The organism is Variovorax sp. V93, from assembly GCF_041154485.1.
Classification (GTDB): Bacteria; Pseudomonadota; Gammaproteobacteria; order Burkholderiales; family Burkholderiaceae_C; genus Variovorax; species Variovorax beijingensis_A.
On the sequence record NZ_AP028669.1, the window covers coordinates 3,825,001 to 3,849,313 of the forward strand.

27 protein-coding genes are annotated in these 24,313 nt (G+C 68.4%); 16 read left to right on the plus strand and 11 right to left on the minus strand.

Going from position 1 to position 24,313, the window contains the following annotated elements:
* Window position 1: 1 nt before the first annotated feature.
* Complete coding sequence (locus tag ACAM54_RS18155; protein ID WP_209536036.1) at window positions 2-574, minus strand: nucleotidyltransferase family protein; 573 nt, start codon at window positions 572-574, stop codon at window positions 2-4.
* Window positions 575-624: 50 nt separating this feature from the next.
* Here ACAM54_RS18155 and pdxH point away from each other — a divergent pair, with 50 nt between their 5' ends.
* The gene (gene pdxH, locus ACAM54_RS18160; RefSeq protein ID WP_145746088.1) at window positions 625-1,305 is read left to right on the plus strand and encodes a pyridoxamine 5'-phosphate oxidase; all 681 of its coding nucleotides are present in this window, start codon (window positions 625-627) and stop codon (window positions 1,303-1,305) included.
* Window positions 1,306-1,420: 115 nt separating this feature from the next.
* Here the strand turns inward: pdxH and ACAM54_RS18165 are convergent, their stop codons facing one another.
* Window positions 1,421-2,632 carry an OmpA family protein gene (locus ACAM54_RS18165; RefSeq protein ID WP_369648472.1) on the minus strand — a complete coding sequence of 404 codons (1,212 nt, stop codon included), beginning with the start codon at window positions 2,630-2,632 and terminating at the stop codon, window positions 1,421-1,423.
* Window positions 2,633-2,650: 18 nt separating this feature from the next.
* Here ACAM54_RS18165 and ACAM54_RS18170 point away from each other — a divergent pair, with 18 nt between their 5' ends.
* The 3 genes from ACAM54_RS18170 (at window position 2,651) to ACAM54_RS18180 (ending at window position 4,132) form a co-directional block, all read left to right on the plus strand.
* Entirely contained in the window at window positions 2,651-3,034 is a 384-nt protein-coding gene (locus tag ACAM54_RS18170) for a hypothetical protein (RefSeq protein WP_145746086.1), read from the plus strand.
* 338 nt (window positions 3,035-3,372) lie between these two features.
* Window positions 3,373-3,726: a hypothetical protein gene (locus ACAM54_RS18175; protein WP_209536038.1), complete on the plus strand. Its 354-nt coding sequence runs from the start codon at window positions 3,373-3,375 to the stop codon at window positions 3,724-3,726.
* A 94-nt stretch (window positions 3,727-3,820) separates the two neighbouring features.
* On the plus strand, window positions 3,821-4,132 hold the full coding sequence (locus tag ACAM54_RS18180; RefSeq protein ID WP_209536040.1) for a hypothetical protein: 312 nt from the start codon (window positions 3,821-3,823) through the stop codon (window positions 4,130-4,132).
* A gap of 48 nt (window positions 4,133-4,180) precedes the next feature.
* Here ACAM54_RS18180 and ACAM54_RS18185 read toward each other — a convergent pair whose 3' ends face one another.
* The 4 genes from ACAM54_RS18185 to msrA form a co-directional block, all read right to left on the minus strand.
* The gene (locus tag ACAM54_RS18185) at window positions 4,181-5,131 is read right to left on the minus strand and encodes an AEC family transporter (protein WP_369648473.1); all 951 of its coding nucleotides are present in this window, start codon (window positions 5,129-5,131) and stop codon (window positions 4,181-4,183) included.
* Window positions 5,132-5,177: 46 nt separating this feature from the next.
* Window positions 5,178-7,286, minus strand: coding sequence for a TonB-dependent receptor (locus ACAM54_RS18190; protein ID WP_369648474.1), 2,109 nt, complete (start codon window positions 7,284-7,286; stop codon window positions 5,178-5,180).
* Window positions 7,287-7,363: 77 nt separating this feature from the next.
* On the minus strand, window positions 7,364-7,762 hold the full coding sequence (locus ACAM54_RS18195) for a hypothetical protein (protein WP_209536044.1): 399 nt from the start codon (window positions 7,760-7,762) through the stop codon (window positions 7,364-7,366).
* 24 nt (window positions 7,763-7,786) lie between these two features.
* Window positions 7,787-8,338, minus strand: coding sequence for a peptide-methionine (S)-S-oxide reductase MsrA (msrA, locus tag ACAM54_RS18200; RefSeq protein WP_209536045.1), 552 nt, complete (start codon window positions 8,336-8,338; stop codon window positions 7,787-7,789).
* Window positions 8,339-8,437: 99 nt separating this feature from the next.
* On the opposite strand from msrA, the gene ACAM54_RS18205 reads away from it, so the two are divergent.
* From ACAM54_RS18205 to ACAM54_RS18220, 4 genes are all read left to right on the plus strand, one after another.
* Window positions 8,438-9,115, plus strand: a complete 678-nt coding sequence (locus ACAM54_RS18205) for a TetR/AcrR family transcriptional regulator (RefSeq protein WP_145746081.1) — start codon at window positions 8,438-8,440, stop codon at window positions 9,113-9,115.
* A 90-nt stretch (window positions 9,116-9,205) separates the two neighbouring features.
* Window positions 9,206-9,883, plus strand: coding sequence for a protein-L-isoaspartate O-methyltransferase (locus ACAM54_RS18210; RefSeq protein ID WP_369648475.1), 678 nt, complete (start codon window positions 9,206-9,208; stop codon window positions 9,881-9,883).
* A 14-nt stretch (window positions 9,884-9,897) separates the two neighbouring features.
* Window positions 9,898-10,236: a rhodanese-like domain-containing protein gene (locus ACAM54_RS18215; RefSeq protein WP_015866500.1), complete on the plus strand. Its 339-nt coding sequence runs from the start codon at window positions 9,898-9,900 to the stop codon at window positions 10,234-10,236.
* 21 nt (window positions 10,237-10,257) lie between these two features.
* Window positions 10,258-11,793: a TolC family outer membrane protein gene (locus tag ACAM54_RS18220; RefSeq protein WP_192323627.1), complete on the plus strand. Its 1,536-nt coding sequence runs from the start codon at window positions 10,258-10,260 to the stop codon at window positions 11,791-11,793.
* A gap of 31 nt (window positions 11,794-11,824) precedes the next feature.
* On the opposite strand, the gene ACAM54_RS18225 is transcribed toward ACAM54_RS18220, so the two are convergent.
* A complete protein-coding gene (locus tag ACAM54_RS18225; RefSeq protein WP_369648476.1) occupies window positions 11,825-13,207 on the minus strand; it encodes a 3-deoxy-D-manno-octulosonic acid transferase in 1,383 nt (460 codons plus the stop codon).
* Window positions 13,208-13,212: 5 nt separating this feature from the next.
* Window positions 13,213-14,595 carry a phosphomannomutase/phosphoglucomutase gene (locus ACAM54_RS18230; RefSeq protein ID WP_369648477.1) on the minus strand — a complete coding sequence of 461 codons (1,383 nt, stop codon included), beginning with the start codon at window positions 14,593-14,595 and terminating at the stop codon, window positions 13,213-13,215.
* A gap of 112 nt (window positions 14,596-14,707) precedes the next feature.
* On the opposite strand from ACAM54_RS18230, the gene ACAM54_RS18235 reads away from it, so the two are divergent.
* Genes ACAM54_RS18235 through ACAM54_RS18245 form a run of 3 tightly spaced genes read left to right on the plus strand, consistent with a single transcriptional unit; the run spans window position 14,708 to window position 17,809 of the window.
* A complete protein-coding gene (locus ACAM54_RS18235; protein ID WP_369648478.1) occupies window positions 14,708-16,312 on the plus strand; it encodes a DNA-3-methyladenine glycosylase 2 family protein in 1,605 nt (534 codons plus the stop codon).
* A gap of 6 nt (window positions 16,313-16,318) precedes the next feature.
* Entirely contained in the window at window positions 16,319-16,813 is a 495-nt protein-coding gene (locus ACAM54_RS18240; RefSeq protein ID WP_369648479.1) for a methylated-DNA--[protein]-cysteine S-methyltransferase, read from the plus strand.
* Between the two features lie 27 nt (window positions 16,814-16,840).
* Window positions 16,841-17,809, plus strand: coding sequence for a DMT family transporter (locus ACAM54_RS18245; protein WP_369648480.1), 969 nt, complete (start codon window positions 16,841-16,843; stop codon window positions 17,807-17,809).
* On the opposite strand, the gene ACAM54_RS18250 is transcribed toward ACAM54_RS18245, so the two are convergent.
* A complete protein-coding gene (locus ACAM54_RS18250) occupies window positions 17,784-18,437 on the minus strand; it encodes a DUF1345 domain-containing protein (RefSeq protein WP_145746072.1) in 654 nt (217 codons plus the stop codon). The genes ACAM54_RS18245 and ACAM54_RS18250 overlap by 26 nt on opposite strands.
* A 228-nt stretch (window positions 18,438-18,665) precedes the next feature.
* Between ACAM54_RS18250 and ACAM54_RS18255 the strand changes: the two genes are divergently transcribed.
* The 5 genes from ACAM54_RS18255 (at window position 18,666) to ACAM54_RS18275 (ending at window position 22,331) form a co-directional block, all read left to right on the plus strand.
* Window positions 18,666-19,505, plus strand: coding sequence for a hypothetical protein (locus ACAM54_RS18255; protein ID WP_145746071.1), 840 nt, complete (start codon window positions 18,666-18,668; stop codon window positions 19,503-19,505).
* A 97-nt stretch (window positions 19,506-19,602) separates the two neighbouring features.
* Entirely contained in the window at window positions 19,603-20,493 is an 891-nt protein-coding gene (locus ACAM54_RS18260) for a PhnD/SsuA/transferrin family substrate-binding protein (protein WP_309932668.1), read from the plus strand.
* A 46-nt stretch (window positions 20,494-20,539) separates the two neighbouring features.
* The gene (locus tag ACAM54_RS18265) at window positions 20,540-21,244 is read left to right on the plus strand and encodes a glutathione binding-like protein (protein WP_369648481.1); all 705 of its coding nucleotides are present in this window, start codon (window positions 20,540-20,542) and stop codon (window positions 21,242-21,244) included.
* Window positions 21,245-21,482: 238 nt separating this feature from the next.
* Window positions 21,483-22,100: an RNA polymerase sigma factor gene (locus tag ACAM54_RS18270; RefSeq protein ID WP_369648482.1), complete on the plus strand. Its 618-nt coding sequence runs from the start codon at window positions 21,483-21,485 to the stop codon at window positions 22,098-22,100.
* Between the two features lie 15 nt (window positions 22,101-22,115).
* The gene (locus ACAM54_RS18275) at window positions 22,116-22,331 is read left to right on the plus strand and encodes an iron dicitrate transport regulator FecR (protein WP_145746067.1); all 216 of its coding nucleotides are present in this window, start codon (window positions 22,116-22,118) and stop codon (window positions 22,329-22,331) included.
* A 17-nt stretch (window positions 22,332-22,348) separates the two neighbouring features.
* Here the strand turns inward: ACAM54_RS18275 and ACAM54_RS18280 are convergent, their stop codons facing one another.
* Window positions 22,349-22,585, minus strand: a complete 237-nt coding sequence (locus ACAM54_RS18280) for a hypothetical protein (protein ID WP_369648483.1) — start codon at window positions 22,583-22,585, stop codon at window positions 22,349-22,351.
* A complete protein-coding gene (locus ACAM54_RS18285) occupies window positions 22,582-24,273 on the minus strand; it encodes a cyclic peptide export ABC transporter (protein WP_369648484.1) in 1,692 nt (563 codons plus the stop codon). Before ACAM54_RS18285 ends, ACAM54_RS18280 begins: the two co-directional genes overlap by 4 nt.
* Window positions 24,274-24,313 lie beyond the last annotated feature (40 nt).

The window sequence follows — 24,313 nt, forward strand, 5'->3', positions numbered from 1 at the left end:
GCTAGGGCTGGCCCGGGAAGCGCGCCAGCCAGAGCGCCTCGGCAGCGGCCAGGGCCTCGGGCGTATCGATGTCGGTCACGATGCCGACGTCGTCCACCGCGAGGTCGGCCACCGCATCGATGGCACGCATCGCCTTCAGGATGGAGACTGCGCCCAGCGGCCCCTTCAGCGCCGCCAGCTGCGCGCCGCAGCCGGCCGAAAAGCCCACCGGATGGCCGCGCTCGCCCCTGTATTGCGGCTGCACAGCGCGCACCCGGCCGGCCAGCGCGCCGGCCACGGCCCGCAGCGTCTCGGGGCGCACCAGCGGCAGGTCGCCCGGGAGAATGAGCCAGCCGGCGGCGTCCGGCGTGGCGCGCACCGCGGCGGCAATCGAGTCGCCCATGCCCGGATGGCCGGCGTCTTCGAGCCGCCATGGCAGGCCGCTCGCGCGCACCGCATCCAGCGTGCGCTCGAGCAGCGGCTTGCCCGCCAGCGGCGCCTGCAGCTTGGGGCCCGTGCCGCCGGCCGCGATGAAGCGCTCGCCGCGGCCCGAGGCCAGCACGATCACGCACGGAGAATTCGCCTTTGTCGCCATGCGCCGAGTATGTGCGCGGAATGCCCCGGGGTGCCTTGCGGCGGCGGCGCATGCGCAACAATGCCGACATGAGTTCTTCCTCTTCCCCTCCCACCAGCGAAGCGCTGGCCGCACTGCGCAAGAGCTACGAGCGCGCCGAGCTCGGCGAGACGCACAGCGCCGACGATCCACTCAGGCAGTTCGAGCGCTGGCTCGGCGAAGCCATCGATGCGCAGGTGCCCGAGCCCAACGCGATGACGCTGTGCACCGTGGGCGGCGACCTGCGGCCTTCGAGCCGCATCGTGCTCATCAAGGGCTATGACGCGCGCGGCATCGTCTGGTACACCAACTACGAAAGCCGCAAGGGCCGCGAACTCTCGGGCAATCCGTACGCAGCCTTGCAGTTCCACTGGGTCGAGCTCGAACGCGTGGTGCGCATCGAGGGCCGCGTGGAAAAGGCGAGCGCGGAGGAAAGCGACGCCTACTTTGCGAGCCGCCCGCTCGATTCGCGCATCGGCGCCTGGGCCAGCCCGCAGAGCGAAGTGATCAGCGGCCGCGACGTACTGGTCAAGAACGCGGCCGTGGCCGCCGCCAAGCACCTGCTCTCGCCGCCGCGCCCGCCGCACTGGGGCGGCTACCGGCTCGTGCCGGACCGCTGGGAATTCTGGCAGGGCCGCAAGAGCCGCCTGCACGACCGGCTGCGCTACCGGCTCGAAGGCAGCAACTGGGTGCGCGAACGCCTGGCCCCCTGAGCCTGAGCTTCCCCGTCTTTTTCGCGGAACACCGCGGAACCGGCTTTGCCGGGCCGTTGGTGTTGCCCCCTTGAGGGGGAGGCGGCTACACGAAGTGAGCAGCTACGGGGGTGGGTCAAGCCTCGCAGGGCGCAACCTTGAACTCGACGCGGCGGTCGAGCGCATCGCTCGCATCGTCGGCGCCCGTGCCCACGATGTTCTCGCGGAATCCCATGCCGGACTCGCGCAGCTTCTTCGACAGCGGCGGCGCCTCGCCCACCAGCCGGGTCTTCACGCTGAGCGCGCGCTGCAGCGACAGGCGCTCGTTGACCGACTCCGAACCGGTGCGGCTCGTGTGGCCGGTGACCACCACGCAGGCGTCGATCTGCGCCGCCTGGCGCGCGATCTGCCGCAGCCACATCGGATAGGCGGCGCTGATCTTCGGGTCGGCCAGGAAATCGGTCGAACCGGGCTTGAACAGGAACTTCACGCTCAGGTTGTTGGTTTCCAACCCGAGCCGCGCCAGGGTGCCGAAGGTCTTCTCCGCGTCGGCCGTCCGGCCGAGCTGGGCCTGCGTGAGATACAGGCCGCTGTAGATGCGCAGCTGCTGGCCGTCGGGCCGGCGCGAAGCGGCCTCGTAGCGGCTGAGCGCCTCGCTCATGCGGCCGGCCTCGTAGGCGGCGGTGGCTTCCTGCAGCACGGTCGACGTGGGAAGGCGCTCCAGGTAGAGCGCATCGGCGGCTTGTCCCGGCTGCGTTTCGGCAGTGCGGATGTAGCCTTCCACGCCGCGGTCCTTGCCATTCACCGGGCTGTCGCGGAAGAAGGCCGTGGGCCGCGTGTCGAGCGTTGCATCGCTGATGCGCGCCACCGATTGCGCGATGACTACGCCGCTCTTGATCTCGGTCAGCGCCAGGTTCAGCCGGTAGCGGCCGTCGGCCGAGTCCTTGTCGCGCACCAGCGTGCCGTTGAGCACGTACTGCGCGCGCTCGATCTCGGTGTTGTTGAAGGGCGTGACGGTGAACTGCTTGAACTGCGACTGCATGCGCTGCACGATGCGCTGCTCCGCCACGCGCGTGACCTCGGTCTGCTGGCCGCTCGCGCCTTCGAGCAGCGGGTCGATCACGATGCGGCTCTGCTTGATCGACGACTCCACCTTGGCCAGGAAGGCCGGCAGCTTCTGCGTCTGCACGATCAGGTCGTCCACGGCCTGGTTGACGGCCTGATCGAAAGGCATGGCATTGCCCGGCGCCGGCCGGTGCGCGCAAGCGGCGCAAAGCAGCGCGGCGCACGACAGCGCAAGCGCGCGCAGCGCCGTGCGGATCGGGTGGATGGTCTTCGTCATCAGCATTGGCTCCTCAAGATCTTCATGTCCTCGTCCGACAGCGGCTCCCCCACCGCTGCGCGCATGTTGATTTCGCTGCAGCGCCTGGAGGGCGGCGGCCTCTTCGGGGCCGGGGCTTTCTCCACCTCCGCTGTCGGCGGCGGCGCGACCACGGCCACCGCCTGCGGCTTGGGCCTGGCGCTCGGCTTCGAAGCCGGCGCGGGCGCCGGCTTGGGCTCCACCGAGCTGGCCGCGGGCGGCCCGGCCGGCGCCGGTTCGCGCGGCACGGCGGCTGAAAGGCAGGGCGTCCGGCACGGCTTCGTATCGGCGGCCGCCGGCATGGCGCACAGCGCGATCACCATCGCAATCGGCGCCATGGCGGAAAACGGCGAAGACCGCGGCGGGTATTTCATCAGCGGGCAAATGTAGAGCGAGAGGCGCCGCCCGCCATCTCGCCAAATGGCCACCCTGCCGAATGGCCTAGGGGTGCCGACGGACGCGTGAAGGGGCAGACCTTGGGTGCGACGACCACGGCCCAGGCGCCGGGACGCCGAGCCTGCGGGGCTGCGTCGAGGTGTTCCGCGATGCCGCTGAAGGCCAGGGAGGGTGTGTTTTTCGAGCCGATATGATGGCGCGGCGATCGGTTTCGAACTTAAAAAAAGCAGGGAGTGCTTATGACTACAGACGGAATCTCGGTCGGTCGAGCGCAGCATTCAGCGCCCACGTTCACGCTGTACGGGAGGATAGCTGCGGCTCCTCTCGGGCGCGTGAGCAAACCGGACCCGAGCCTTCACCTTTCTCTCGTCATCGACGACGCTTACAGCGGCATCACGGTCATCGATGGGCAGCCTACTTACGCCGAGGTGGGCTTGCAGAACGCGTTGCGCATCCGGACCAACATCTACGCCAACGCACTGCCAGCGGACGTGATCGTGAAGATCCCGCTCGATCCGCCCCACAGCATGAGCCCGGAGACATTCGCCCAGGAGTTAGTGAAGCGGGCCACGAATTTCGCCAGCTACGTGTCGCCCTACAGCTTCCCGATCAATCTGCGTGGCGACAAATGCACCCCGGCGAGTACAACAGCAGTTCGTACCTCGCTGCGCTGCTCAGGAGCGTGATGGGTACGGTGCCCGTTATTCGGGTCGCGGGATATCAGGTGCCAGGCTGGGAGAATCCGATGCCCCTTCACTTCTTCAAGGGCGAGGCGATCCGATGAAGCCGGGTTGGCGTCTCGCGCTTGCTGTGGCCGCCTGGGCCATTTCGATCCCGGTGATGGGAATCGTTGGGTCGTGGCTGAAGCGAGCAGCATTCCCCTCTGTCCGGGCCGAAATCGTTATGGCCCACACGATTGAAGTTGTGCTTGCTCTCCTGGCGGCCCTGATTTACTGGCGGTGCGTGCCCCATGCCTCGGGTCTCGTGCGGCGCCTGCTCTATCTGGCCGGGTTCATTGTGCTCATGGGAGTCGTCGGTCACTTCGCGCTTGGGGCAGGCATTGCCCTTGTAACGGTGTTATTCGGGCTGTGAAGCCCGGGGAGCGCGCACTACTGTCCAGGTGGCACGGCAACGGATGCGTTACGGCAGCCACTGCACCAGCGTCATGACCAGCGTCAGCGTCGCCAGCGCGAGCACCGTCGACACCGCGACGCTGGCCGTGACCAGGTCTTCCGAGGTGCGGTAGCGCTGCGAAAAGAGAAAGACGTTGGCGCCGATCGGCAGCGCCGCCGCCACCACCATCACCGTGAGCGGTATGCCGCGCACGCCCAGCAGCCAGCCGATGCCGGCCACCAGCAGCGGATGCAGCAGGTTCTTCACCAGCGCCTGCCCCGTCGCTTCGCGCCAGTGCCGCCCGACGGGCGTCAGCGCGAGCGTGATGCCCACCATCACCAGCGCCACCGGACCGAAAGCCTGGCCGAGCAGCAGGATCGGCTTGTCGAGGAATTCGGGCATCGCGAGCCCGGTCTGCGCAAACAGCAGCCCGGCGATGATCGGCATCGGCACCGGGTGGATGATGGCGTTGCGCAGTGCGCGCAACACCGTGCGCGCCATGGGGCGCTGCTCGTGGCCTTCCCGCTGCGCATGCTCGCGCGCCACGGCCAGCTCGAGCACCACGGTGGCGCTGGTCAATAGCACCAGCGAATGCAGCGAGATCAGCGTGAGCAGCACCACCATGCCCTGCTCGCCATAGGCCAGGCCGACCAGCACGATGCCGATCATCACCGTGTTGCTGTAGGTGTTGGCCAGCGCGATGACGGCCGCCGTGCGGTTGAAGCCGCGCAGCGCCAGCGTGCCCGCAAACAGCAGGCCCGAGGCGATGAAATACGCCGCCACGGGCTTCAGGCTCAGCTCCTGCACGTGCACCGTGCTCATCGCGCGGAAAAGCAGCGCCGGCGCAAGCAGCAGGAAGATCAGGTTGGAAAGGTCCTTGACGGCGCTGCCGCCGATCCAGCGGCGCCGGCCGGCCAGATAGCCTGCCGCGATTAGGACGACGACCGGCAGCAGCGAAGAGATGACGAACGAATTCACCCGCCGAGGATAGCCTCATGCCGGCAGGCAGCGCCGGCGGGTTCGTTCAGAAGGTCACGCGCAGCCCGACCTTCAGCGAACGCCCCGGCAGCGGCGCGTTCGGGTACACCGTCGTCGTCAGGATCGACGTCGGGCTGTAGGCCAGCTTGTTCGTGATGTTGTCGACGCGCGCATACCAGGTGAGATTGGCCCGCTGCACCTTCATGCGGTAGGCGATCGAGGCATTCCACAGCGTGTAGGCGTCGGTCTCGCGCGCGCCGACGCTGGGCACGTGGCGCTGCGCCGCGTTGTAGTCGAAACCGAAGCGCGCGCTCCAGGGGCCGTTGCCGTAGGCCAGCGTCGCGCCCGCGCGGAAGGGCGCAATGCGCGGCAGCGGCTCGCCGGTGTCGAGGTTCTTGGCACGCACCACGTCGCCGCGCCATTCCAGGTCGAGCGTTGCGGCGTCAGCCAGCCGCGCGAAGCCGTCGGTGCCCAGGAGGCGCAGGTTGCCGCTCGCCTCGATGCCGGTGAAGCGCGCGCGCACGCCGCTGTAGAGGTACTCGGCCAGCGTGTCGGTGGCTTCGGGGTCGGTCACCACCTGGCCTTCTTCGTCGAGCGTGCGGCCCGATGCCGTCAGGCCGATGTAGTTGCGAAAGCGCGTGACGTAGGCGTTGACGCGGGCCGTGTTGGCGCCCGACTTCCATTGCGCGCCGACGTCGAAGCCGACCGATTTTTCCTTGTCGAGGTTCGGATTGCCGACCTCCCAGGCCGCCGTTGCCACGTGCGGGCCGTTGGCGAGCAGCTCGTAGTCCTTCGGTGCCCGCTCGGTGTAGGCCAGGTTCGAGGTGAGCTGCCACTGCGGCGTGAGATTGACGAGCGCGCCCACGGCCGCGCTGTGCGGATTGAAGGTGCGCTCGCCGATGGCAAAGCGCGTCACGGTCGGGTCGTCCGGATAGCCGAGCGAGGTGACGCGGACCTTCTCGGTGCGCGCGCCAAAGCTCAGTCGGCCCCAGGAGGTGCCGAGTTCCTCATACAGGAACAGCGCGTTGGAGCGCGTGCGGCTGTGCGGCGCAAAGGCTTCCGCGCCGTCCGCGGCAAAACGGTTGCTCTCGCTCGCGAAGCCGACCAGGCCCTCGAAGTTGCCGATCTTCTGGTGGCGCGCCTCGATGCGCAGGTCGTTGCTCAGGTTCGAGAAGGTGGTGCCGGCCTCGCCGCCTTCGTACTCGGTGTGGCGGTAGTTGGTGTGGCTGGCCTTGGCGTGGATGCTGCTGATGAAGCCGCCCGGGCGCCACTCGCCCTCGATCGCCTGGCGGTCGGACTTCATGCCGATGGTCACGTCGTCCTCGGCCACGGTGCCGTAGGTGCTGCGGTAGGTGCTGGCCGAGGCCCCGATCCAGCCCTGGTCGAAGAACAGCGTGCCGCCCACCGCGCCGCCGTGCGCCTCGTTGGCCGAATTGCAGATCTTGCGCGCGAGCCAGGGCCGTCCGGGCTTGCTGCATTCCAGGTCGATGGGCACGGAGACATCCTTGGAGTCGCGGTTGAACGCATCGACGTGCAGCGCGAAGCGGTCGTTGCCGCCTTCGAGCACCACGCCGCCGTTCTTCTCCTTGCTGCCGGTGGAAAAGCCCAGGTCGGCACGGCCGCCGAAGCCGTTGATCGGCTCGCTCGGAATGCGGTTGTCGATCACGTTGACCACGCCGCCCACCGCGCTGCCGCCGTACTGCAGCGCCGATGGGCCGCGCAGCACCTCGACGCGCTCGGTGACCAGCGCGTCCATCGGCACCGCATGGTCGTAGCTCAGCGACGAGGCGTCGGGCGCGCCGCCACCGTTCTGCAGGATGCGGATGCGGTCGCCGTCGAGGCCGCGGATGATCGGCCGGCTCGCATTGGGCCCGAAGTAGCTGCTGCTCACGCCGGGCAGGTTGTCGAGCGTTTGGCCGAGCGTCGATTCGGAGCGCATCAGGAGCCTGTCGCCCGACAGCGTGGTGGTGGGTGCGATCAGTTCGCTCGCGCCCAGCGGATTGCCGGTGACGGCGATCTCCGGCAGGACCGGCGCGGCCGCTTCGGCGGGCTGCGCCTGGGGTACCGGTTGGGGCTGGGCCTGGGCCATGGCCGCGAAGGAAGCCAGCGAAAGAATGGCAGCGCCGATGGCGTTGCGACGGAATTTGGGAATCATGATGAACACTCGTTGAACCAAGGGGCGGCCGCCGCCATCCGCATCAACGCGGGGCAGCAACCGGAACACAGGGGGATTCAGCGAGTGGAAGGCGGGCCGCGCGCGTCGAACAGCGCAACCCAGCGGGCGATGGCCTCGCCCTGCAGGTAGGCAAAGGTGGCCGACGGCAGCAGCACCGGCAGCACCACCATCGGCACGCCGGGCGCGCCCGAGCCATGCGAGAGCTGGTCGTAGAGCCGGCACTCGGCATCGGAGTGATGGCCGAACAGGTCGCCGATGCCATGGGCCGCATGCTCGTGCGCGCCCTCCGGATGCGCCGCCAGCGCAGCCGCGTGGGCCTGCGCCAGGCCGGGCACGTGCAGCGTCCGGTGGATCAGCCCCAGCGTGCCCGCGAACCACAGCGCAACCATCAGCGCGATGGCGATCGCGCGAGTCGACGCGATCGTCCGGGTCGGGATGGGGCTGGCGACGTGCACGGGAAGCAGGGCTGAAAAGGAAGCTCAGGCCTTGACGCGCGATGCGAAGGTCTTCTGGAACTTCTCGACCTTGGGGCCGACCACGAAGGCGCAGTAGCCCTGGTTCGGGTTGTTGAGGAAGTAGTCCTGGTGATAGGCCTCGGCCGCCGTGTAGTTGGCGAGCGGCGCCACCTCGGTCACGATGGGCGCGCTGTAGGTCTTGCTTGCCTCGATCTCGCGGATGACCTCCTCGGCCACCTGCTTTTGCGCGTCGCCCGTGAAGTAGATGCCGCTGCGGTACTGCGTGCCCACGTCGTTGCCCTGGCGGTTCAGGGTCGTGGGGTCGTGCACCACGAAGAAGATCTCGAGAATCTCGCGCAGGCTGATGGCCGCGGGGTCGAATTCCACCTTCACCACCTCCGCATGCCCGGTGCGGCCGGTGCAGACCTGCTCGTAGCTCGGGTTGACCGTCTGGCCGTTGCAGTAGCCCGATTCGACGTCCACCACGCCCTGCACCCGGTCGAACACGGCCTCGGTGCACCAGAAGCAGCCTCCGCCGAGCACGATGGTTTCAGTGGGCGACGATGAAGAGGACATGGCTGCTCCGGCAGGTGGGGAAAAAGCGAACCCGATATTGTCGCGGCTTGACGGGCTGGATGCTGGTCACTACATTACTAACCCGCGAGTCATTAAATCATGCCCACCCCCCGATTCTTTGCCGACAAGATCTGCCCGGTGCGCGCCAAGCGCGAGCGCCGCAAGGAGGCGCGTCCGGGCGAACTGCTGGCAGCGGCGCTCGACCTGTTCGTCGAAAAAGGCTTTGCCGCCACCCGCGCCGAGGAAGTGGCGGCGCGCGCGGGCGTCTCCAAGGGCACCCTCTTTCTCTACTTTCCGAGCAAGGAAGAGCTCTTCAAGGCCGTGGTGATCGAGAACCTCGGGGGCCGGTTTGCCGAGTGGAACGACGAGTTCGAGGCCTTCGAGGGCACGACGGCCGACATGCTGCGCTACTGCATGCGCGTCTGGTGGGAGCGCGTGGGCATGACCAAGGCCTCGGGCCTGACCAAGCTCATGATGAGCGAAGGCACCAATTTTCCCGAACTGGCCGAGTTCTACCGCAAGGAGGTGGTGCGGCCGGGCCATTCGCTGCTGCGGCGCATCCTGCAGCGCGGCATCGACCGCGGCGAATTCGCGCCGGTCGACGTCGACCACGCCATTTACGCGGTGGTGGCACCGATGGTCTTCCTGATGCTCTGGAAGCACTCGGCCATGGTCTGCGTCGACGCGGAAACCTCGCTCGACCCCGAAAAATACCTCGCCACGCAGGCCGAGACCGTGCTCTACGGCCTCACCCGGCAGCCCGGAGCCGCCGCATGACGCGCAAATGCATCGCCGGCCAGCCGCGGGCTTGCGCCGCGCAACCTAAAATTGAAGGTTTGTCCTGAGCCCCACAAGGAAAAGCCTCCCATGAACCCCACCCCCTCCCTCGAGCGCCTGCGCTTCAACATGATCGAACAGCAGATCCGGCCCTGGGATGTGCTCGATCTGGAAATCCTCGACCTGCTGGCTGCGATCCGGCGCGAAGACTACGTGCCGCCCGAGCACCGCGCGCTGGCCTTCTTCGACATGGAGATTCCGCTCGGCGACGGCTCCGTTCCCGGCCAGGTCATGCTCTCGCCCAAGGTCGAGGCGCGCATGCTGCAGGACCTGCACGTGCAAAAGCACGAGTCGGTGCTCGAGATCGGCACCGGATCGGGCTTCATGGCCGCCCTGCTCGCCCACCGCGCGGCCCAGGTGCTGTCGCTCGAGATCGACCCCGCGCTGGCCGCCCGCGCCGCCGAGACGCTGCGCCAGAACGGCGTGGCCAATGTCGAGGTGCGCAACGCCGACGGCGCCGTGCCGCTGCCAAGCGGTCCGAGCTTCGACGTGATCGTGCTCAGCGGCTCGGTGGCGCGCATTCCGCAGAACCTGCTCGGCTCGCTCAAGGTGGGCGGCCGCCTCGCCGCCATCGTGGGCGAGGAGCCGATGATGCGCGCCCACATCGTCACCCGCAGCAGCGAAAGCAAGTGGGACACCGTCCAGCCCTGGGACACCGTGGCGCCGCGGCTGCTCAACTTCCCCGAGCCCTCGCGCTTTTCGTTCTGAACGGGCGCCACCGAATGATCGACCAAGTCCGCCCCGCCGATCTTGCCGCCTGGTTTGCGCAGCATCCCGAGGCGCCGCCCGTGCTGCTCGACGTGCGCGAGCCCTGGGAGCTGCAGACGGCCAGCGTTGCGCCGCAGGGCTTCACGCTCGTGGCCATCCCGATGAACGAGATTCCGGCACGGCTTGCCGAACTCGACGAGGGCCAGCGCATCGCCTGCCTCTGCCACCACGGTGCGCGCAGCCAGCGCGTGGCGGCGTTCCTGAGCCAGAACGGCTTTGCCGAGCTGGCCAACGTGGCCGGCGGCATCGACGCCTGGTCGGCACAGCACGATCCCTCCGTGCCGCGCTACTGATTCTTTCTTCAAGGACGTTCAATGCCTTTCAGGCCCAGGCTTTTGCCTCTTTCCGCAGCGCTTGCAAGTCTCTTTGCCACCCTGCTCGCGCTGCCGGCCCAAGGCCAGACACTGAACGAACTCTACGAATCCGCGCGCGGCTTCGACGCCACCTACCAGGGCGCGCGGGCCCAGTACGACGCGAGCGTGGCACGCGCCGCGCAGGCCAAGGCCGGCATCCTTCCGGCCGTGGGGCTCACGGCCGGCGCCACGCGCAACAACCTCGACATCGACACGCTCACCGGCGCCGGCCGCGGAACGACCACGCCGCGCGACTTCACCACGCAGAACATCGGCATCAACGCCACGCAGCCGCTGTACCGGCCCGCCAACTGGGCCACCTACGAGCAGGGCAAGCGCCAGGCCGAGATCGCGCAGGCGGTGCTCACCCTTGCCGAGCAGGACCTGATCGTGCGCGTGAGCCAGGCCTACTTCGACGTGCTCGCGAGCCAGGACAGCCTGACGCTGGTGCGCGCGCAGAAGGTGGCGGTGGCCGAGCAGCTCGCGTCGGCCAAGCGCAACTTCGAGGTCGGCACCTCCACCATCACCGACACGCGCGAGGCCCAGGCCCGCTACGACCTCGTCATTGCGCAGGAGATCGCCGCCGAGAACGACCTGCAGGTGAAGAAGGTGGTGCTCGACCAGTTGGTCGGCCGACCGGGCAGCGTGCCGGTGCCGCTGGCGCAGCCGGTGGTGCTGCCGACCGCCACGCCGGCCAACATCGAAGCCTGGGTCGCGCAGGCCGAGGAAGCCCACCCGGCCATCCGCCAGGCGCAGCTCGGGCTCGACGTGGCCGGGCTCGAAATCCGCAAGGCCGAAGCCGGCCACAAGCCCACGCTCGACGCCAACCTGGGCTACAACATCACGCGCAATCCGCACGGCACCAGCACCAGCACCGTGGGCACGCGCATCGATGCAGCGTCGGTCGGCGTGGTGTTCAACCTGCCGCTTTTCGCCGGCTTTGCCACCGAGAACCGCATCAAGGAAACGCTCGCGCTCGAGGACCAGTCGCGCAGCGTGCTCGAAGGCACCCGCCGCAGCGTCGCACAGGCCACGCGCGCGGCCTACCTCGGGCTGGTGTCGGGCGCGGGCCAGGTCAAGGCGCTCGAAGCGGCCGAGGCCTCGAGCCAGAGCGCGCTCGATGCCAACCGGCTCGGCTACCAAGTGGGCGTGCGCATCAACATCGATGTGCTCAATTCGCAGAGCCAGCTCTACCAGACCAAGCGCGATCTCGCGCAGGCGCGCTACAACGTGCTGCTGGGCAACCTGAAGCTGCGCCAGGCCAACGGCACGCTGACGGTCGACGACATGAACGCGATCAACGCGACGCTGGCGAAGAATGGCAGCACGGTGCCGCCAGCGCCCGGCGAAAGGCCGCAGGCCGCGCCTTCGGTGCCCGTGACGCCGCCACCCATTCCCGTGGTGCCGCCGGTGCCGGTGCAGCCGTTCAATCCGCCGGCACCCACGATGCCTTCGGCACCGCCGCCGCCGGTCATCCTCAATCCCCCAGTACGCTGAGGATTTTCTCCCTCCCAGGAGCCATGCACACTCAGTCGAGTGTGGGTTCGGCGCGCGGCGCTTCGCTTTCGAGCGGCGCGTGTTCCGACGCCACGGGATCCGCCGCCTGCGCGATCGCCAGCACCGCGGCTGCGGTGCGTTCGGCGGCGCCGCGGTTCGACGACGAGAATGACAGCGCAGCCTCGGCCATGGCGGCGCGGCGTTCGGGGTTCTCGACCAGCTTGAGCGCCGCGGTGACCGCCTGCTCCATGTTCTCGACGCGCAGCGAGGCCCCGGCCGCCAGCGAAAGCTGCGCCGCTTCGGCAAAGTTGAAGGTGGAGGGGCCCATGACCACCGGACAGCCGCAGGCGGCCGGCTCGATCAGGTTCTGCCCGCCCAGCGGTTCGAAGCTGCCGCCGAGCAGCGCAACGTCGGCCAGGCCGTAGTACAGCGCCATTTCGCCGAGCGAATCGCCCAGCCAGATCTCGGCGTCCGACGGCTCGCCCGCGGCGCTGCGGCGCGCCACCGCAAAGCCCTCGGCTTCGATCAGCGCGGCCACTTCGTCGAAGCGCTGCGGATGGCGCGGCACGATCATCCACTGCACGTCGTGCACGCGCTTGGCAATCGAACGGATGGCGCCCTGCTCGGGCGGCACGGGCGCGGTGGCGCCGAAGCGCCTGAGCACGTCGAGCAGCATGCGCTCCTCGCCGTCGCGCGAGCTCGCGAGCACCACCATCGGCTTGGGCAGCCGCTCGCGCAGCGTCGCGGCCGCGGCCAGCTGGCGCGCATCGGGCGAGGCGTCGAACTTCAGGTTGCCGTAGATGCCGGCCACCTTGGCGCCCAGCGACACCAGCCGGTGCGCGTCGGCCTCGGTCTGCGCCCACACGGCAGCCAGCGCCGAGTAAGCGGGCCGCGCGAGCCAGCCGAGGCGTTCGGCCGCGGCCAGCGATTTTTCGTTGAGCCGCGCATTGGCCAGCACCAGCGGAATGCGGCGCTCGGCGCAGGCGGCGGCCATCTCGGGCCAGACCTCGGTTTCCATCAGCACGCCGATGCGCGGCTGGAAACGGTCGAGAAAACGCTGCACCGCGCCGGGCATGTCCCAGGGCTGCCAGACCTGCGTGTCGCCGGGTTCGAGCAGCTTGGCGCCTTCTTCGCGGCCCGTGGCCGTGCCGTGCGTGAGCAGGATCGGTATGCCCGGGTACTGCCTGCGCAGTTCCGCGATCAGGATGGCGGCCGCGCGCGTTTCGCCGAGCGAGACCGCATGCACCCAGCACTGGCCCTCGCCGGTGGTGGCGTCGTCGTAATAGCCGAAGCGCTCCTCGACGGCCACGCCGTAGCCGGGCTCGGCCACCGCCCGGCGCCGCAGCTTGCGGCGAACCAGCGGTTGCACGGCGGTGGTGAAGGCGCCGTAGAGACGCAGCAGCAGCGAACGCACGGTGCTCAGTGCGACGCTTCGGCCAGCGTCGCGTCGGCCTTGACGGTCTTGAGGAGCGCGAGCATCTCGGCTTCGATGCGCTTGAGGGCCGCATCGGTCTGGCCCTCGAAGCGCAGCACCAGCACCGGCGTGGTGTTGGAAGCGCGAATGAGCCCGAAGCCATCGGGCCAGTCAACGCGCAGGCCGTCGATGGTCGAGACCACCGCGGGTGCCGCGAAGCTCGCGCCTGCGACGAGTTTTTCGACCACTGCATGCGGCTCGCCTTCGGCGCATTTCACGTTGAGTTCGGGCGTCGAAAAGCTCGTGGGCAAGGCGTTGAGCGTGTCGCTCGCATTGGGCGTCTTGCTCAGGATCTCGAGCAGGCGGCAGCCCGCATAGGTGCCGTCGTCGAAGCCGAACCAGCGCTCCTTGAAGAAGATGTGGCCGCTCATCTCGCCGCCGAGCGGCGAATCGATTTCCTTCATCTTGGCCTTGATCAGCGAATGGCCGGTCTTGAAGATCACCGGCTTGCCGCCCGCGGCCTCGATGGCCGGCGCCAGGCGCTGCGAGCACTTCACGTCGTACACGATGGTGCCGCCCGGCACGCGCGAGAGCACGTCCTGCGCAAAGAGCTGCATCTGGCGGTCGGGGAAGATGTTCTGGCCGTCTTTCGTGACGATGCCCAGGCGGTCGCCGTCGCCGTCGAAGGCCAGGCCCAGTTCGGCGTCGCCTTCGGCCAGCGCGGCCATCAGGTCCTTGAGGTTCTCGGGCTTGCTCGGATCGGGGTGGTGGTTGGGAAAGTTGCCGTCGACCTCGCTGAACAGCTCGGTCACTTCGCAGCCGATGGCGCGGAAGATGGCCGGCGCCGAGGCGCCCGCAATGCCGTTGCCCGAATCGACCACGATCTTCAGCGGACGGGCCAGCTTGATATCGCCGACGATGCGCCGGGTGTAGGCCTCGGTCACGTCGACCTTGCGCACGCTGCCGCCGGGTGCGAGCCTGGCGGTGCCGTCTTCCATGACCTTGCGCAGGCCCTGGATCTCGTCGCCGTAGATGGCGCGCCCGGCCAGCACCATCTTGAAGCCGTTGTAGTCCTTGGGATTGTGGCTGCCCGTGACCTGGATGCCGCTCGTGCACAGCGTGTGGGCCGCAAAGTAGAGCATGGGCGTGGTCACCGCGCCCACGTCGATCACCTCGACGCCGGTGGCCACGAGGCCGCTGATCAGTGCTTCGACGAGCGCGGGCCCCGAGAGCCGGCCATCGCGGCCCACGGCCACGGTCTTTTCACCGGCGGCGCGGGCGGCACTGCCGAAAGCCCGGCCGAGCGCTTCCGCGACCTCGGCATCGAGCGTGACGGGCACCACGCCTCGGATGTCATAGGCCTTGAAAATCGACGCACTGAGTTGCATGAAGAAGCATTCCCTGTAGGTTCTTGAGAACGGGCCATTGTAGGCAAGCGCTCCGGTGCCCACATGTCCGAAAACGGCCAGTTGAAACGAGTCGAAACCGTATCATTTGCCCATGCCTACTCCTCACGCATCCACCGAAGCACTCGAGAGCGACGCCTGCTACCTGGCGATGAAGACGCACGATGCGCGCTTCGACGGCTCGTTCTTCACCGCGGTGACCTCCACCGGCATCTACTGCCGGCCGGTCTGCCGCGTGAAGCTGCCGCGGCGCGAGAACTGCCGGTTCTTCCGCCACGCGGCGCAGGCCGAAGCCGAGGGCTTCCGCCCCTGCCTGCGCTGCCGGCCCGAACTCGCGCCGCGGGCGGCGAGCTGGTCCACCGAGGATGCCTCGCGCATCCTCGCGCTGCAGGCCGCGCGGCTCATCGACGAGCCCGATGCCTGGTCCGAGGACGGGCCGGGCGCAGCGCAGATCGCCGCACGGCTCGGCGTGAGCGACCGCCACCTGCGGCGCATCTTCGAGGCGCAGTTCGGCGTCTCGCCCTTGCAATACCTGCAGACGCGCCGCCTGCTGGCCGCCAAGCAATTGATCGCCGACACGCGCCTGCCGATGACGCAGGTGGCGCTGGCCAGCGGCTTTGCGAGCGTGCGCCGCTTCAACGCTGCGTTCCTGGAGCACTACGGCCTCAACCCGAGCGCGCTGCGGCGTGCCGGCGGCGCCGAGGGGGGCCAGGGGAAGGCCATCGAGGTGCGGCTGGGCTTTCGGCCACCTTACGACGTGAACGCGATGCTCGGCTTCTTTGCGCGGCGCGCGCTGCGTGGCGTCGAGCTGGCCACCACGGCCGATGGCAAGGAGCCCGCCAAGGGCAGCACCCCGGCTTTCGTTCACCTGGCCCGGACGCTCCGCGTGCAACAGGGCGGACAGGCGCACGCCGGCTGGCTGCAGCTGCGCTTCGACATGGCGCGCGAGCAGATGCTGCTGTCGGTCAGCGACTCGCTCGCCGCGGTGCTGCCGATCGTGATCAGCCGCGCGCGCGCCATGCTCGACCTCGATGCCGAGCCGATGGCCATCAACGCGGCGCTGCACGAGGCCTTTCCGCACGGCGACGGCCTGCGCGTGCCGGGCACGGTCGACGGCTTTGAACTGGCGGTGCGCGCGGTGCTGGGCCAGCAGGTCACCGTGGCCGCGGCACGCACGCTGGGCTCGCGGCTGGTGGAGGCTTTCGGCGAACCCATCGCCACGCCCATCGAAGGCCTCGACCGCCTGTTTCCCACGCCCGCGGCACTGGCGGGCGCGAGCGGCGACGCACTCGGCAAGCTCGGAATCGTGCGGCAGCGCCAGGCCGCGCTGCAGGCCATTGCGCGCGAGGTCGCCGGCGGCAGGCTGGCGCTGCATGCGGGCGCCGACGTGCCCTCGACCATTGCCGCGCTGCAGGAGCTGCCCGGCATCGGCGCCTGGACCGCGCAGTACATCGCGATGCGCGCGCTGCGCTGGCCCGACGCCTTTCCCGCGGGCGACGTGGCGCTGCAGAAGGCGCTGGGCGTGAGCACCGAACGCGCGGCCAGCCAGGCGTCGCAGGCCTGGCGGCCCTGGCGCAGCTATGCGGTGCTGCGCGCCTGGCATGCGCCGTCCCCCTCCTCTCCCGCCGGCGCCGCAACAGCCCCCTTGGCGGCGGCAGAGCCTTTCAACAACCTCACAACGGCAGGCGCCTCCGCCTGAAATATCATGAAGTTCAAGAGCAAAGTCATCTACACCTCGCACATCGACACGCCGCTCGGCGGCATCACGATGGCGGCCACCGACGAAGGCCTGGCGGGCGTCTGGTTCGACCAGCAGCGCCACTGGCCCGACACCACGGGCTGGCAGACCCAGGACGATCATCCCGCGCTGGTCGAGGCCGGCGCCCAGCTGCGCGACTACTTCGCGGGCAGGCGCGACACCTTCGACGTGAAGCTCGACCTCTCGCACGGCACCGCGTTCCAGCAGAGCGTGTGGCAGGCGCTGCTCGCCATTCCGGCGGGCGAGACCATGACCTACGGTGCGCTGAGCGTGAACGTGGGCAACCCGGCCGCGGTGCGCGCGGTGGGCGCGGCCGTCGGGCGCAACCCGATCAGCGTGATCGTGCCCTGCCACCGCGTGCTGGGCGCCGACGGCTCGCTGACCGGTTACGCTGGCGGGCTCCACCGCAAGACTGCGCTGCTGGAACTCGAATCGAAATAGGGCCCGCCGCAGGGCTGCGAAGACCTTATGAGCACGACAACGAACGACAACACCACCGCCCATCCGTCGCCGAAGCCCAAGGCCTGGCTCATCGACCTCGTGCTGCTCGGCGCGCTCTGGGGAGCGTCCTTTCTTTTCATGCGCATCGGCGCGGCCGAGTTCGGCGCCTTGCCTGCGGCTGCGGTGCGCGTGGCGGTGGCCACGCTGTTCCTGCTGCCACTCTTGTTCATGCGCGGCCACGGCGCGGCGCTGGCACAGCACTGGAAGGCCTCGATGGCCATCGGCGTGCTGAATTCGGGCATTCCGTTCGCGCTGTTCTGCTTTGCGCTGCTGACCATCAACAGCGGCCTGGCGGCGGTGATCAATGCCACGGTGCCGATGTTCGGCGCGCTGGTGGCGTGGGCCTGGTTTCGCGACCGGCCCGACGGCTCGCGCATCGTCGGCCTGGTCATCGGCTTCGCGGGCGTCGCCATGCTGGCGAGCCGCAGCGCGGGCCTGCACGCCGACGCCAACGGCAACGCCGCTCTGTGGGCCGTGCTGGCCTGCCTGGGCGCCTGCGCCAGCTACGGCGTGGCGGCCAGCGCCACGCGGCGCTACCTGGGCGGCGTACCCGCACTGGCCACCGCCACCGGCAGCCAGATCGGCGCCACGCTGTTCCTCGCGCTTCCGGCGCTCTGGTTCTGGCCCGCGCAGATGCCGAGCCTGCGCGCCTGGCTGGCGTTGCTGGCCCTGGGCATCGCATGCACCGGCCTCGCGTACATCCTGTTCTTCCGGCTCATCGCCAATGCGGGACCGGCGCGCGCGTTGACGGTGACCTTCCTGGTGCCGGTGTTCGCGGTGTTCTACGGCGCCGTGTTCCTGGGCGAAAACATCACGCAATGGATGCTGATCTGCGCGGGCGTGATCGTCTGCGGCGTGGCGCTGTCCACCGGCCTCGTGAAGCTGTGGCCGCGCGCGGGCGGCGCGGCCGCTACATCGCCCCCGCGACCACGTTGACCGACAGCGCGAGCACCAGCATGTTGAAGGCGAAGGCGAGCACGCTGTGCACCAGCGTGAGGCGCCGCATCTCGCGCGAGGTGGCCTGCACGTCGGACACCTGCGTGGTCATGCCGACCACATAGGCGTAGTACAGGAAATCGAAATAGTCGGGCTCATCCTTGCCCGGGAAGTCCAGCCCGCCGTCCGGCGAGCCGTCGCGCCGGTCGATGTAGTAGCGATGCGCATAGTGGAAGGCGTAGATCGTGTGCATCATGAGCCACGAGCCCACCAGCGCCACCAGCCCGAGCGCGATGTGCCCCGCCCGCACCGGCCCGCTCATCAGCTTGACCTGCTGCAGCAGCATTGCGATGGCCACCACGCTCGCGCCGATCAGCACCAGCATCGACACCAGGATCAGCACGTTGGGCTGGTCCAGCGACTGGGCGCGCTCGCGGGTGCGCCGCGCATCGAAGGTATCGGCCAGCCACCACGTGAGCACCTGGTAGACCGCGACAGCGGCACACCAGCCCGCAAGCCCGCGCGCCATCGCGTCGAGCGGCCAGGAGACGGCGGCGACCGCGATCCCGGCCACGCCGCCATAGAAAAGCCGCTGCGGGCCGGTCGTCGCGGAAAGGTGCTTGTGCATGTTCAAAGCTTACCTCTAGTACTTTCTGGGACATGCCCCGCATCGGCATCAACGCCGTCCTACACGCACAACGGCAATCGGCGCATGGGCGTTGCGCGAAGGCGCTATTAACTTGGCGGTCAACAACAGGGAGCAACCGCCCGGATGCCCGGCGCGCACACAAATTGCGTGTCGAGCCCGAGGCGTATTTTTTTGCCTTCTTTCTTCTCCTCTCCTAAGGACCTCTCCATGCTGTTGTTCCGCACCTGCCCGCCTGCCAGCCCCGCAAGGCTGACGAAGCTGGGCGCACTGGCTAGCGTTGGATTTCTCTTTGCTCCCGCACTGGCCTGGGCCGATCCGTCGCCCGCGCTGGACCGTTTCAGTTTCTCGGTGGGGGCCTTCAGCGCCGATCCGAAATTCAACGCATCGGTCAGTTCGCCGTACGGCGCGCTGCGCACGCGCGACCTCGAGCCCGGCCGCGTGACCATGCCGCGCATCACGGCCGACCTGCTGATCGGCGACAGCCATGGCATCTCCTTCGACTACTACCGCTACAAGCGCGACTACTTCGGCCAGGCCTCGGGCAGCGATTCCTTCGGCGGCTTCGGCAGCGTGACCGCGGTGGGCAATGCCAACCTCAACGTGAAGCTCGACTTCGCCAAGCTCTCGTACAAATGGTGGCTCGGCTCGGGCAACACGGTGTTCGGACTCGGCGCCGGCGCGGCCTACTACCGCATCGGCGTCGGCACCAACGCCAACATCGTGGTGAACGGACGGGTCCGCACCTTGAACGAAGACTCGAGCGATGACGCGATCGCGCCGCTGCTCGAGGTCGGCGTGCGGCATGCCATCACTCCCGACCTGCGCCTGTTTGCCGACCTCTCCGGCGTGCGCAAGGGCGGCGGCCGCTTTCACGGCAGCATCTACAACGCCACGGCGGGCGTGGAATGGTTTCCCGTGAAGAACGTCGGCGTGGTGCTGGCCTATGGCGCCACCAACATCGACATGGCGCGCGACAGCAGCACGGCGGAGACCCGCGTCAAGGTCAAGCTGCACGGACCCTCGGCCTTCCTCAAGGCGCGGTTCTGAGGCCCGCGGCGGCGCGGCGCCATGCCATGGGCGGGCGGCTGCGCGCATAGGTGCTTGCGATCATCGGGGGCCGCGCGCGGGCCCCTATGATCTTTTGATGTACATCCCAGCCCCCATCCGCTCCAACAAACCCGGCGGTTGCGCCGCCAGTGCGCGCGGCATCCGCAAACCACGCTCGCTTCGCCTTGCCGTCCCGGCGGCGGCAGCGCTGCTGCTGGCAGCGGGCGTACCGGCGCACGCGCTGGTCATCGGCGTGACCGAAGGCGTGAGCTACCAGGCCGCCGAAAGCCAGATCGCACCGCGCTTCGAGCCCATTGCCGAAGTGCTGAGCAAGGCACTGAAGCAGCCCGTGACCATCAAGGTGCTGATCTCCTACGCCAGCGCGCGCGAGGCCTTGAAGGAGCAGCAGGTCGACCTGGCCTTCATCCACCCGGCCCACGTGGCGCTCGAGGCCGTCAAGAGCGGCCGCTACCAGGCGCTGGCCTGGACCAGCGGCTTCACGGCCTACAAGGTGTCGCTGCTGTGCAAGGAGCCGCAGCCCATCTCCAACTGGAAGAGCATCGCCGGCAAGGGGCTGGTGATGCCCGACGCGGATTCGATCACCTCGGTGATCACGCGCGCGATGCTGCGCGAGCAGGGCCTGCAGCCCGCCGCGCTCAAGCTCACCAACACGCGCTACCAGGACGCGGTGCCGTTCTACGTGCAGAACGGTTTCGCCGCCTATGGCGCCACGGCGGCATCGGGCGTGGTCAAGACCTGGAAGGAGAGCGGCGGCAACGTCTGCGCGGAATCGCGCGCGGTGCCCATCAAGCAATGGCTGGTGTCGCGCAAGCTCGATGCCGCCACGGCCAGCGCGGCGCGCGACGCCCTGCTGGGCCTTGCGCAAAGCGATGCCGGCAAGCGCGCACTCGCCACATCGACCTACACTGGCTTTGTCGCACCCTCGGCCGAGGTCGAAACGGCCCTGATGACCTGGCTGGGCATCTGACCCCCTGCGGGCGCGGCGTTCCAACTCCGCTTTTCATGAACCACCCATGACCGACCTGTCCCGCTTTCCCATCACCCAAAAATGGCCCGCGCTTCACCCTGACCGGCTGCAGCTGTATTCGCTGCCCACGCCCAACGGCGTGAAGGTCTCGATCATGCTGGAGGAGACCGGCCTCGCCTACGAGCCGCACCTGGTGAGCTTCGAGGGCCACGACCAGATGTCGCCGGAATTCCTCTCGCTCAATCCGAACAACAAGATTCCCGCGATCCTCGACCCCGACGGGCCCGGCGGCAAGCCGCTCGCGCTGTTCGAGTCGGGCGCCATTCTTCTGTACCTGGCCGACAAGACCGGCAAGTTGATTCCCCAGGATGCCGCCGGCCGCTACGAAACCATCCAGTGGCTGATGTTCCAGATGGGCGGTATCGGTCCGATGTTTGGCCAGCTCGGTTTCTTCAACAAGTTTGCCGGCAAGGACTACGAGGACAAGCGTCCGCGCGACCGCTATGTGGCCGAAGCGAGGCGGCTGCTCGGCGTGCTCGACAAGCGCCTGGCCAATCGCGCATGGATCATGGGCGACGACTACACCATCGCCGACATCGCCTCGTTCCCGTGGATCCGCAACCTGATCGGCTTCTACGAAGCGGGCGAGCTGGTGGGCTTCAGCGAGTTCAAGAACGTGGCGCGGGTGCTCGAAACCTTCGTCGCGCGGCCGGCCGTCGTGAAGGGTCTGGGCATTCCCAAACGCGGTTGACCGGGCCTTCGGGGCGCAGCGCGCCCCGAACGAAAACAAAGCTACTCACTTTCCGACTCGAGTGTCTTTTTCAGGCACGCGCACGGGGTTCCCTCGCCTTTTCCAGCTTCGCCCAGAAGCGGTTGAGGTTACACTTCAATAAGAATAATTCTTATTCAATCATCCGAACCACCCGCACCACGCGCCGGTGGCCGGCCCAGGGAAACCAACACGTTGATGCTTGCGAGAAGGCGATCGGATGCGCGACCTCGTCCAGGAACTGGTAGCTCACTATGCGGACTTGCGCCGGCAACTGACGCGCGACCTGCGCGACCCGCACTATGCGGCGGACATCGCGCAATCCAGCTTCGAGCGCGTGTATGCGCACGCGCTCAAGATGAAGGGCGGCGACATCCGCATCGACGCGGCCCCTGAAAGCACCCAGGGCTCCGGCATCGAATCGCCACGCGCCTTGCTCTTTCGCGTGGCGCGCAACCTGTGCGTGGACGATGCGCGCCGCCGCAAGGTGGCACAGGACTGGGTCGGCACGCATTTCAACTCGGGCTCGCGCCAGGTGGTGCCGTCCTGCGAATACATCGCCGCGCAGCAGCAGGTGCTGGCGCGCGTGGTCGAGACGCTTGAAAAGCTGCCGCCCCGGCGGCGCGAAGTGTTCCTGCTGTTCCGGGCCTACGGACACACGCGCGCCGAAATCGCCCAGCAGCTGAAGATCACTGAAATGGCGGTCGCCAAGCACCTGCTGCGCGCTGCCATCGACTGCTCGCGCGTCTTCGCCCGGCTGCGTTCGGAGCTGATCGAGCAGCCGGTCATCTCGACGCGCCCGGGCTTCGACGCAAGCTTCGCCGAAGACTTCGCCTGACGGGCCGGCCGCATCGTGGCAAGCGTCCCGAACGAGAAACTCATCGAGCGTGCCCTCGCGCTGATCGTGGAGAGCGAGATCGCTGCGCACGACGCCGCCATGGCGGCCCGCCTGGCGCTTGCGCGGTGGCGCAGCCGGTCGGCGGAGCATGCGGCCGCGGCCCAGGAAGCGCGCCGCCGCTGGGATGCCCTCGGCGGCATGGCTGCGCAGTTGCGCGGGCTGCGGAAGTAGCGTGGGCGCCCTTGCCCTCACTGCAGGCGCCCCTCTTCGTGGCACGCCTGTTCCAGCACGGGCTTGATCAGCGCGGCCCCGGTCAGTGCCCAGAGGGTGAGCACGTCGTTCAGCGCGCCGATGTTCCCGGGGTCCACGCCGAGCCAGCGGATGAGCTCTTCGGCGCGCTCCGGCGAGGGCGCATCGTGCAGCGTGCGAAAGAGCGTCCACGCGGCGTCGAAAGCGGGATCGTCGGGCACACGGTCACGCATCATGCAGCCAGGCTTTCCAGCGGGACGTACGCCTTGTCCTCCTCGATCTTTCCGGCGCGCATCGTGACCACGCGGTCGGCCAGGTGGAAGTACCTGTCGTCGTGCGAGATCACCACCAGCAGATGCCCCTTGGCGCGCAGTTCGGGCAAGAGCTCCGTGTAGAACAGATGCCGGAAGGCCGGATCCTGGTCGGCGGCCCATTCGTCGAACACCAGCACCGGGCGGCCTTCCAGGTATGCATGCACCAGCGCCAGCCGCTTGCGCTGCCCGGTCGAAAGATCGGTGGTGGTGAAGGCGCCGTCCTTCACGCTCACCTTGTGCGCGATTTCCAGGCGTTCCAGGTAGGGCAGCGCCGTCTGCGGCAGCGTGGCCGTGCCCGCGCCCTCTTCGCCGGCCGCCAGATCCTCGAACAGGTAGAAGTCCGAGAACACCGTCGTGAACAGCTGCCTGTAGTCGTCGCTCCCTTCCGGCGTCACCACGCCGCCGTCGAGCAGCACTTCGCCGCCGTGCGGTGCATAGAGGCCGAGCAGCAGCTTGATCAGCGTCGTCTTGCCGGAGCCGTTGTCGCCCACGATGAACACCATCTCGCCGGGCCGCAGCGACAGGTCGATCGGCCCGAGCGTGAAAGCCTCGCCGCCCTCGGGCGCATCGAAGCCGTAGCGCACGCCGCGCATGGCGATCTCGCGGTTCAGCATCACGCCGTTGGAGGCGCGCTCCAGGTGCAGGTGCGGCTCCGGCGTTGCAAAGCGCGCCGACAGGTCGGCGATGCGCCGGAACGCGATCTTGGCCCGGCCCACGCCCGGCAGCGCGCCCGCGATCTGGTCCACCGGTCCCTTCAGGAACAGCATCACCAGCACGAAGCCGCTCAGCACCGCGGGCTCGGTCGGCCGGAACGCGGCCCAGCCGAGGATCAGCGCGATCAGCAGGAAGAACAGCGCCGAGCCGAAGGCCGTCGCCATCACGTAGGTGTTGATGGCGCGTCCGTTCACGGTGCGGATGTTGTCCACGATGCGCTCGATCTGCCCGCCGAACATCCGCGTGCGGCGCGCGCGGTGCATGCGGAATTCCTTCGCGCCTTCGCTGATCGCGCGGTAGGTCTTGTGCAGCTGCTCCTCGCATTCGCGCGCCTTCCAGAAACCCGCCTCGGCGCGCACCTGCGCGCGCGTCTGGATGGTCGCGCCGATCGCGAGCGCCACCACCAGCAGGCAGAACAGCGGCAGCGACAGGTACGCGAGGTACGCCAGGCAGCCCAGCGCAATCGCGAACGCGATGAGCGTGGACGACAGCACGAAGGCCACGTCGCTGATCATGTCCACGTCCTGCGACAGCACCGGCATCAGCCGATGCGTGCGGTAGCGCTCCAGCGCATCGATGGGCGCCGAGAGAATCTTCTGCGCGAGGCTCTTGCGCACCTGTGCCACCAGCCGCTGGCCGACGAAGTTGGTCGACACGTCCGAGGCCATGCGCCCCAGCAGCGCCACCGCGCACAGCCCGACGAAGGTCAGCAGCAGCCCGCCCGCCATGCCGCCCTCTCGGTTGAGCACCTGGTTGATGGTGCCCAGCAGCGCGACGGTGGCCGCACCCGCGCTGATGCCGGTGACCGCGGACAGGACAATCCATGGAAAAAAAGGCTTGAGCAGGCGCCCGAGCTCGGAGGTGTGGCCACGGGGGGCCGTGGTGGTCGGTGTCATGCAAAGGCTCTTTCCGCCCACCCGGGGCAAAACGGCTTGA

What these genes read in the sequence shown, in the direction of transcription:
- ACAM54_RS18220 (WP_192323627.1), top strand. Translation starts at nt 10,258, where the DNA reads ATGCCTTTCAGGCCCAGGCTTTTGCCTCTTTCCGCAGCGCTTGCAAGT.
- ACAM54_RS18165 (WP_369648472.1), bottom strand. Translation starts at nt 2,632, where the DNA reads ATGCTGATGACGAAGACCATCCACCCGATCCGCACGGCGCTGCGCGCG.
- ACAM54_RS18240 (WP_369648479.1), top strand. Translation starts at nt 16,319, where the DNA reads ATGAAGTTCAAGAGCAAAGTCATCTACACCTCGCACATCGACACGCCG.
- ACAM54_RS18155 (WP_209536036.1), bottom strand. Translation starts at nt 574, where the DNA reads ATGGCGACAAAGGCGAATTCTCCGTGCGTGATCGTGCTGGCCTCGGGC.
- ACAM54_RS18235 (WP_369648478.1), top strand. Translation starts at nt 14,708, where the DNA reads ATGCCTACTCCTCACGCATCCACCGAAGCACTCGAGAGCGACGCCTGC.
- ACAM54_RS18265 (WP_369648481.1), top strand. Translation starts at nt 20,540, where the DNA reads ATGACCGACCTGTCCCGCTTTCCCATCACCCAAAAATGGCCCGCGCTT.
- ACAM54_RS18260 (WP_309932668.1), top strand. Translation starts at nt 19,603, where the DNA reads ATGTACATCCCAGCCCCCATCCGCTCCAACAAACCCGGCGGTTGCGCC.
- ACAM54_RS18270 (WP_369648482.1), top strand. Translation starts at nt 21,483, where the DNA reads ATGCGCGACCTCGTCCAGGAACTGGTAGCTCACTATGCGGACTTGCGC.
- pdxH (WP_145746088.1), top strand. Translation starts at nt 625, where the DNA reads ATGCGCAACAATGCCGACATGAGTTCTTCCTCTTCCCCTCCCACCAGC.
- ACAM54_RS18170 (WP_145746086.1), top strand. Translation starts at nt 2,651, where the DNA reads ATGTCCTCGTCCGACAGCGGCTCCCCCACCGCTGCGCGCATGTTGATT.
- ACAM54_RS18250 (WP_145746072.1), bottom strand. Translation starts at nt 18,437, where the DNA reads ATGCACAAGCACCTTTCCGCGACGACCGGCCCGCAGCGGCTTTTCTAT.
- ACAM54_RS18280 (WP_369648483.1), bottom strand. Translation starts at nt 22,585, where the DNA reads ATGATGCGTGACCGTGTGCCCGACGATCCCGCTTTCGACGCCGCGTGG.
- ACAM54_RS18230 (WP_369648477.1), bottom strand. Translation starts at nt 14,595, where the DNA reads ATGCAACTCAGTGCGTCGATTTTCAAGGCCTATGACATCCGAGGCGTG.
- ACAM54_RS18180 (WP_209536040.1), top strand. Translation starts at nt 3,821, where the DNA reads ATGAAGCCGGGTTGGCGTCTCGCGCTTGCTGTGGCCGCCTGGGCCATT.
- ACAM54_RS18205 (WP_145746081.1), top strand. Translation starts at nt 8,438, where the DNA reads ATGCCCACCCCCCGATTCTTTGCCGACAAGATCTGCCCGGTGCGCGCC.
- ACAM54_RS18190 (WP_369648474.1), bottom strand. Translation starts at nt 7,286, where the DNA reads ATGATTCCCAAATTCCGTCGCAACGCCATCGGCGCTGCCATTCTTTCG.
- ACAM54_RS18215 (WP_015866500.1), top strand. Translation starts at nt 9,898, where the DNA reads ATGATCGACCAAGTCCGCCCCGCCGATCTTGCCGCCTGGTTTGCGCAG.
- ACAM54_RS18255 (WP_145746071.1), top strand. Translation starts at nt 18,666, where the DNA reads ATGCTGTTGTTCCGCACCTGCCCGCCTGCCAGCCCCGCAAGGCTGACG.
- ACAM54_RS18210 (WP_369648475.1), top strand. Translation starts at nt 9,206, where the DNA reads ATGAACCCCACCCCCTCCCTCGAGCGCCTGCGCTTCAACATGATCGAA.
- ACAM54_RS18245 (WP_369648480.1), top strand. Translation starts at nt 16,841, where the DNA reads ATGAGCACGACAACGAACGACAACACCACCGCCCATCCGTCGCCGAAG.
- msrA (WP_209536045.1), bottom strand. Translation starts at nt 8,338, where the DNA reads ATGTCCTCTTCATCGTCGCCCACTGAAACCATCGTGCTCGGCGGAGGC.
- ACAM54_RS18285 (WP_369648484.1), bottom strand. Translation starts at nt 24,273, where the DNA reads ATGACACCGACCACCACGGCCCCCCGTGGCCACACCTCCGAGCTCGGG.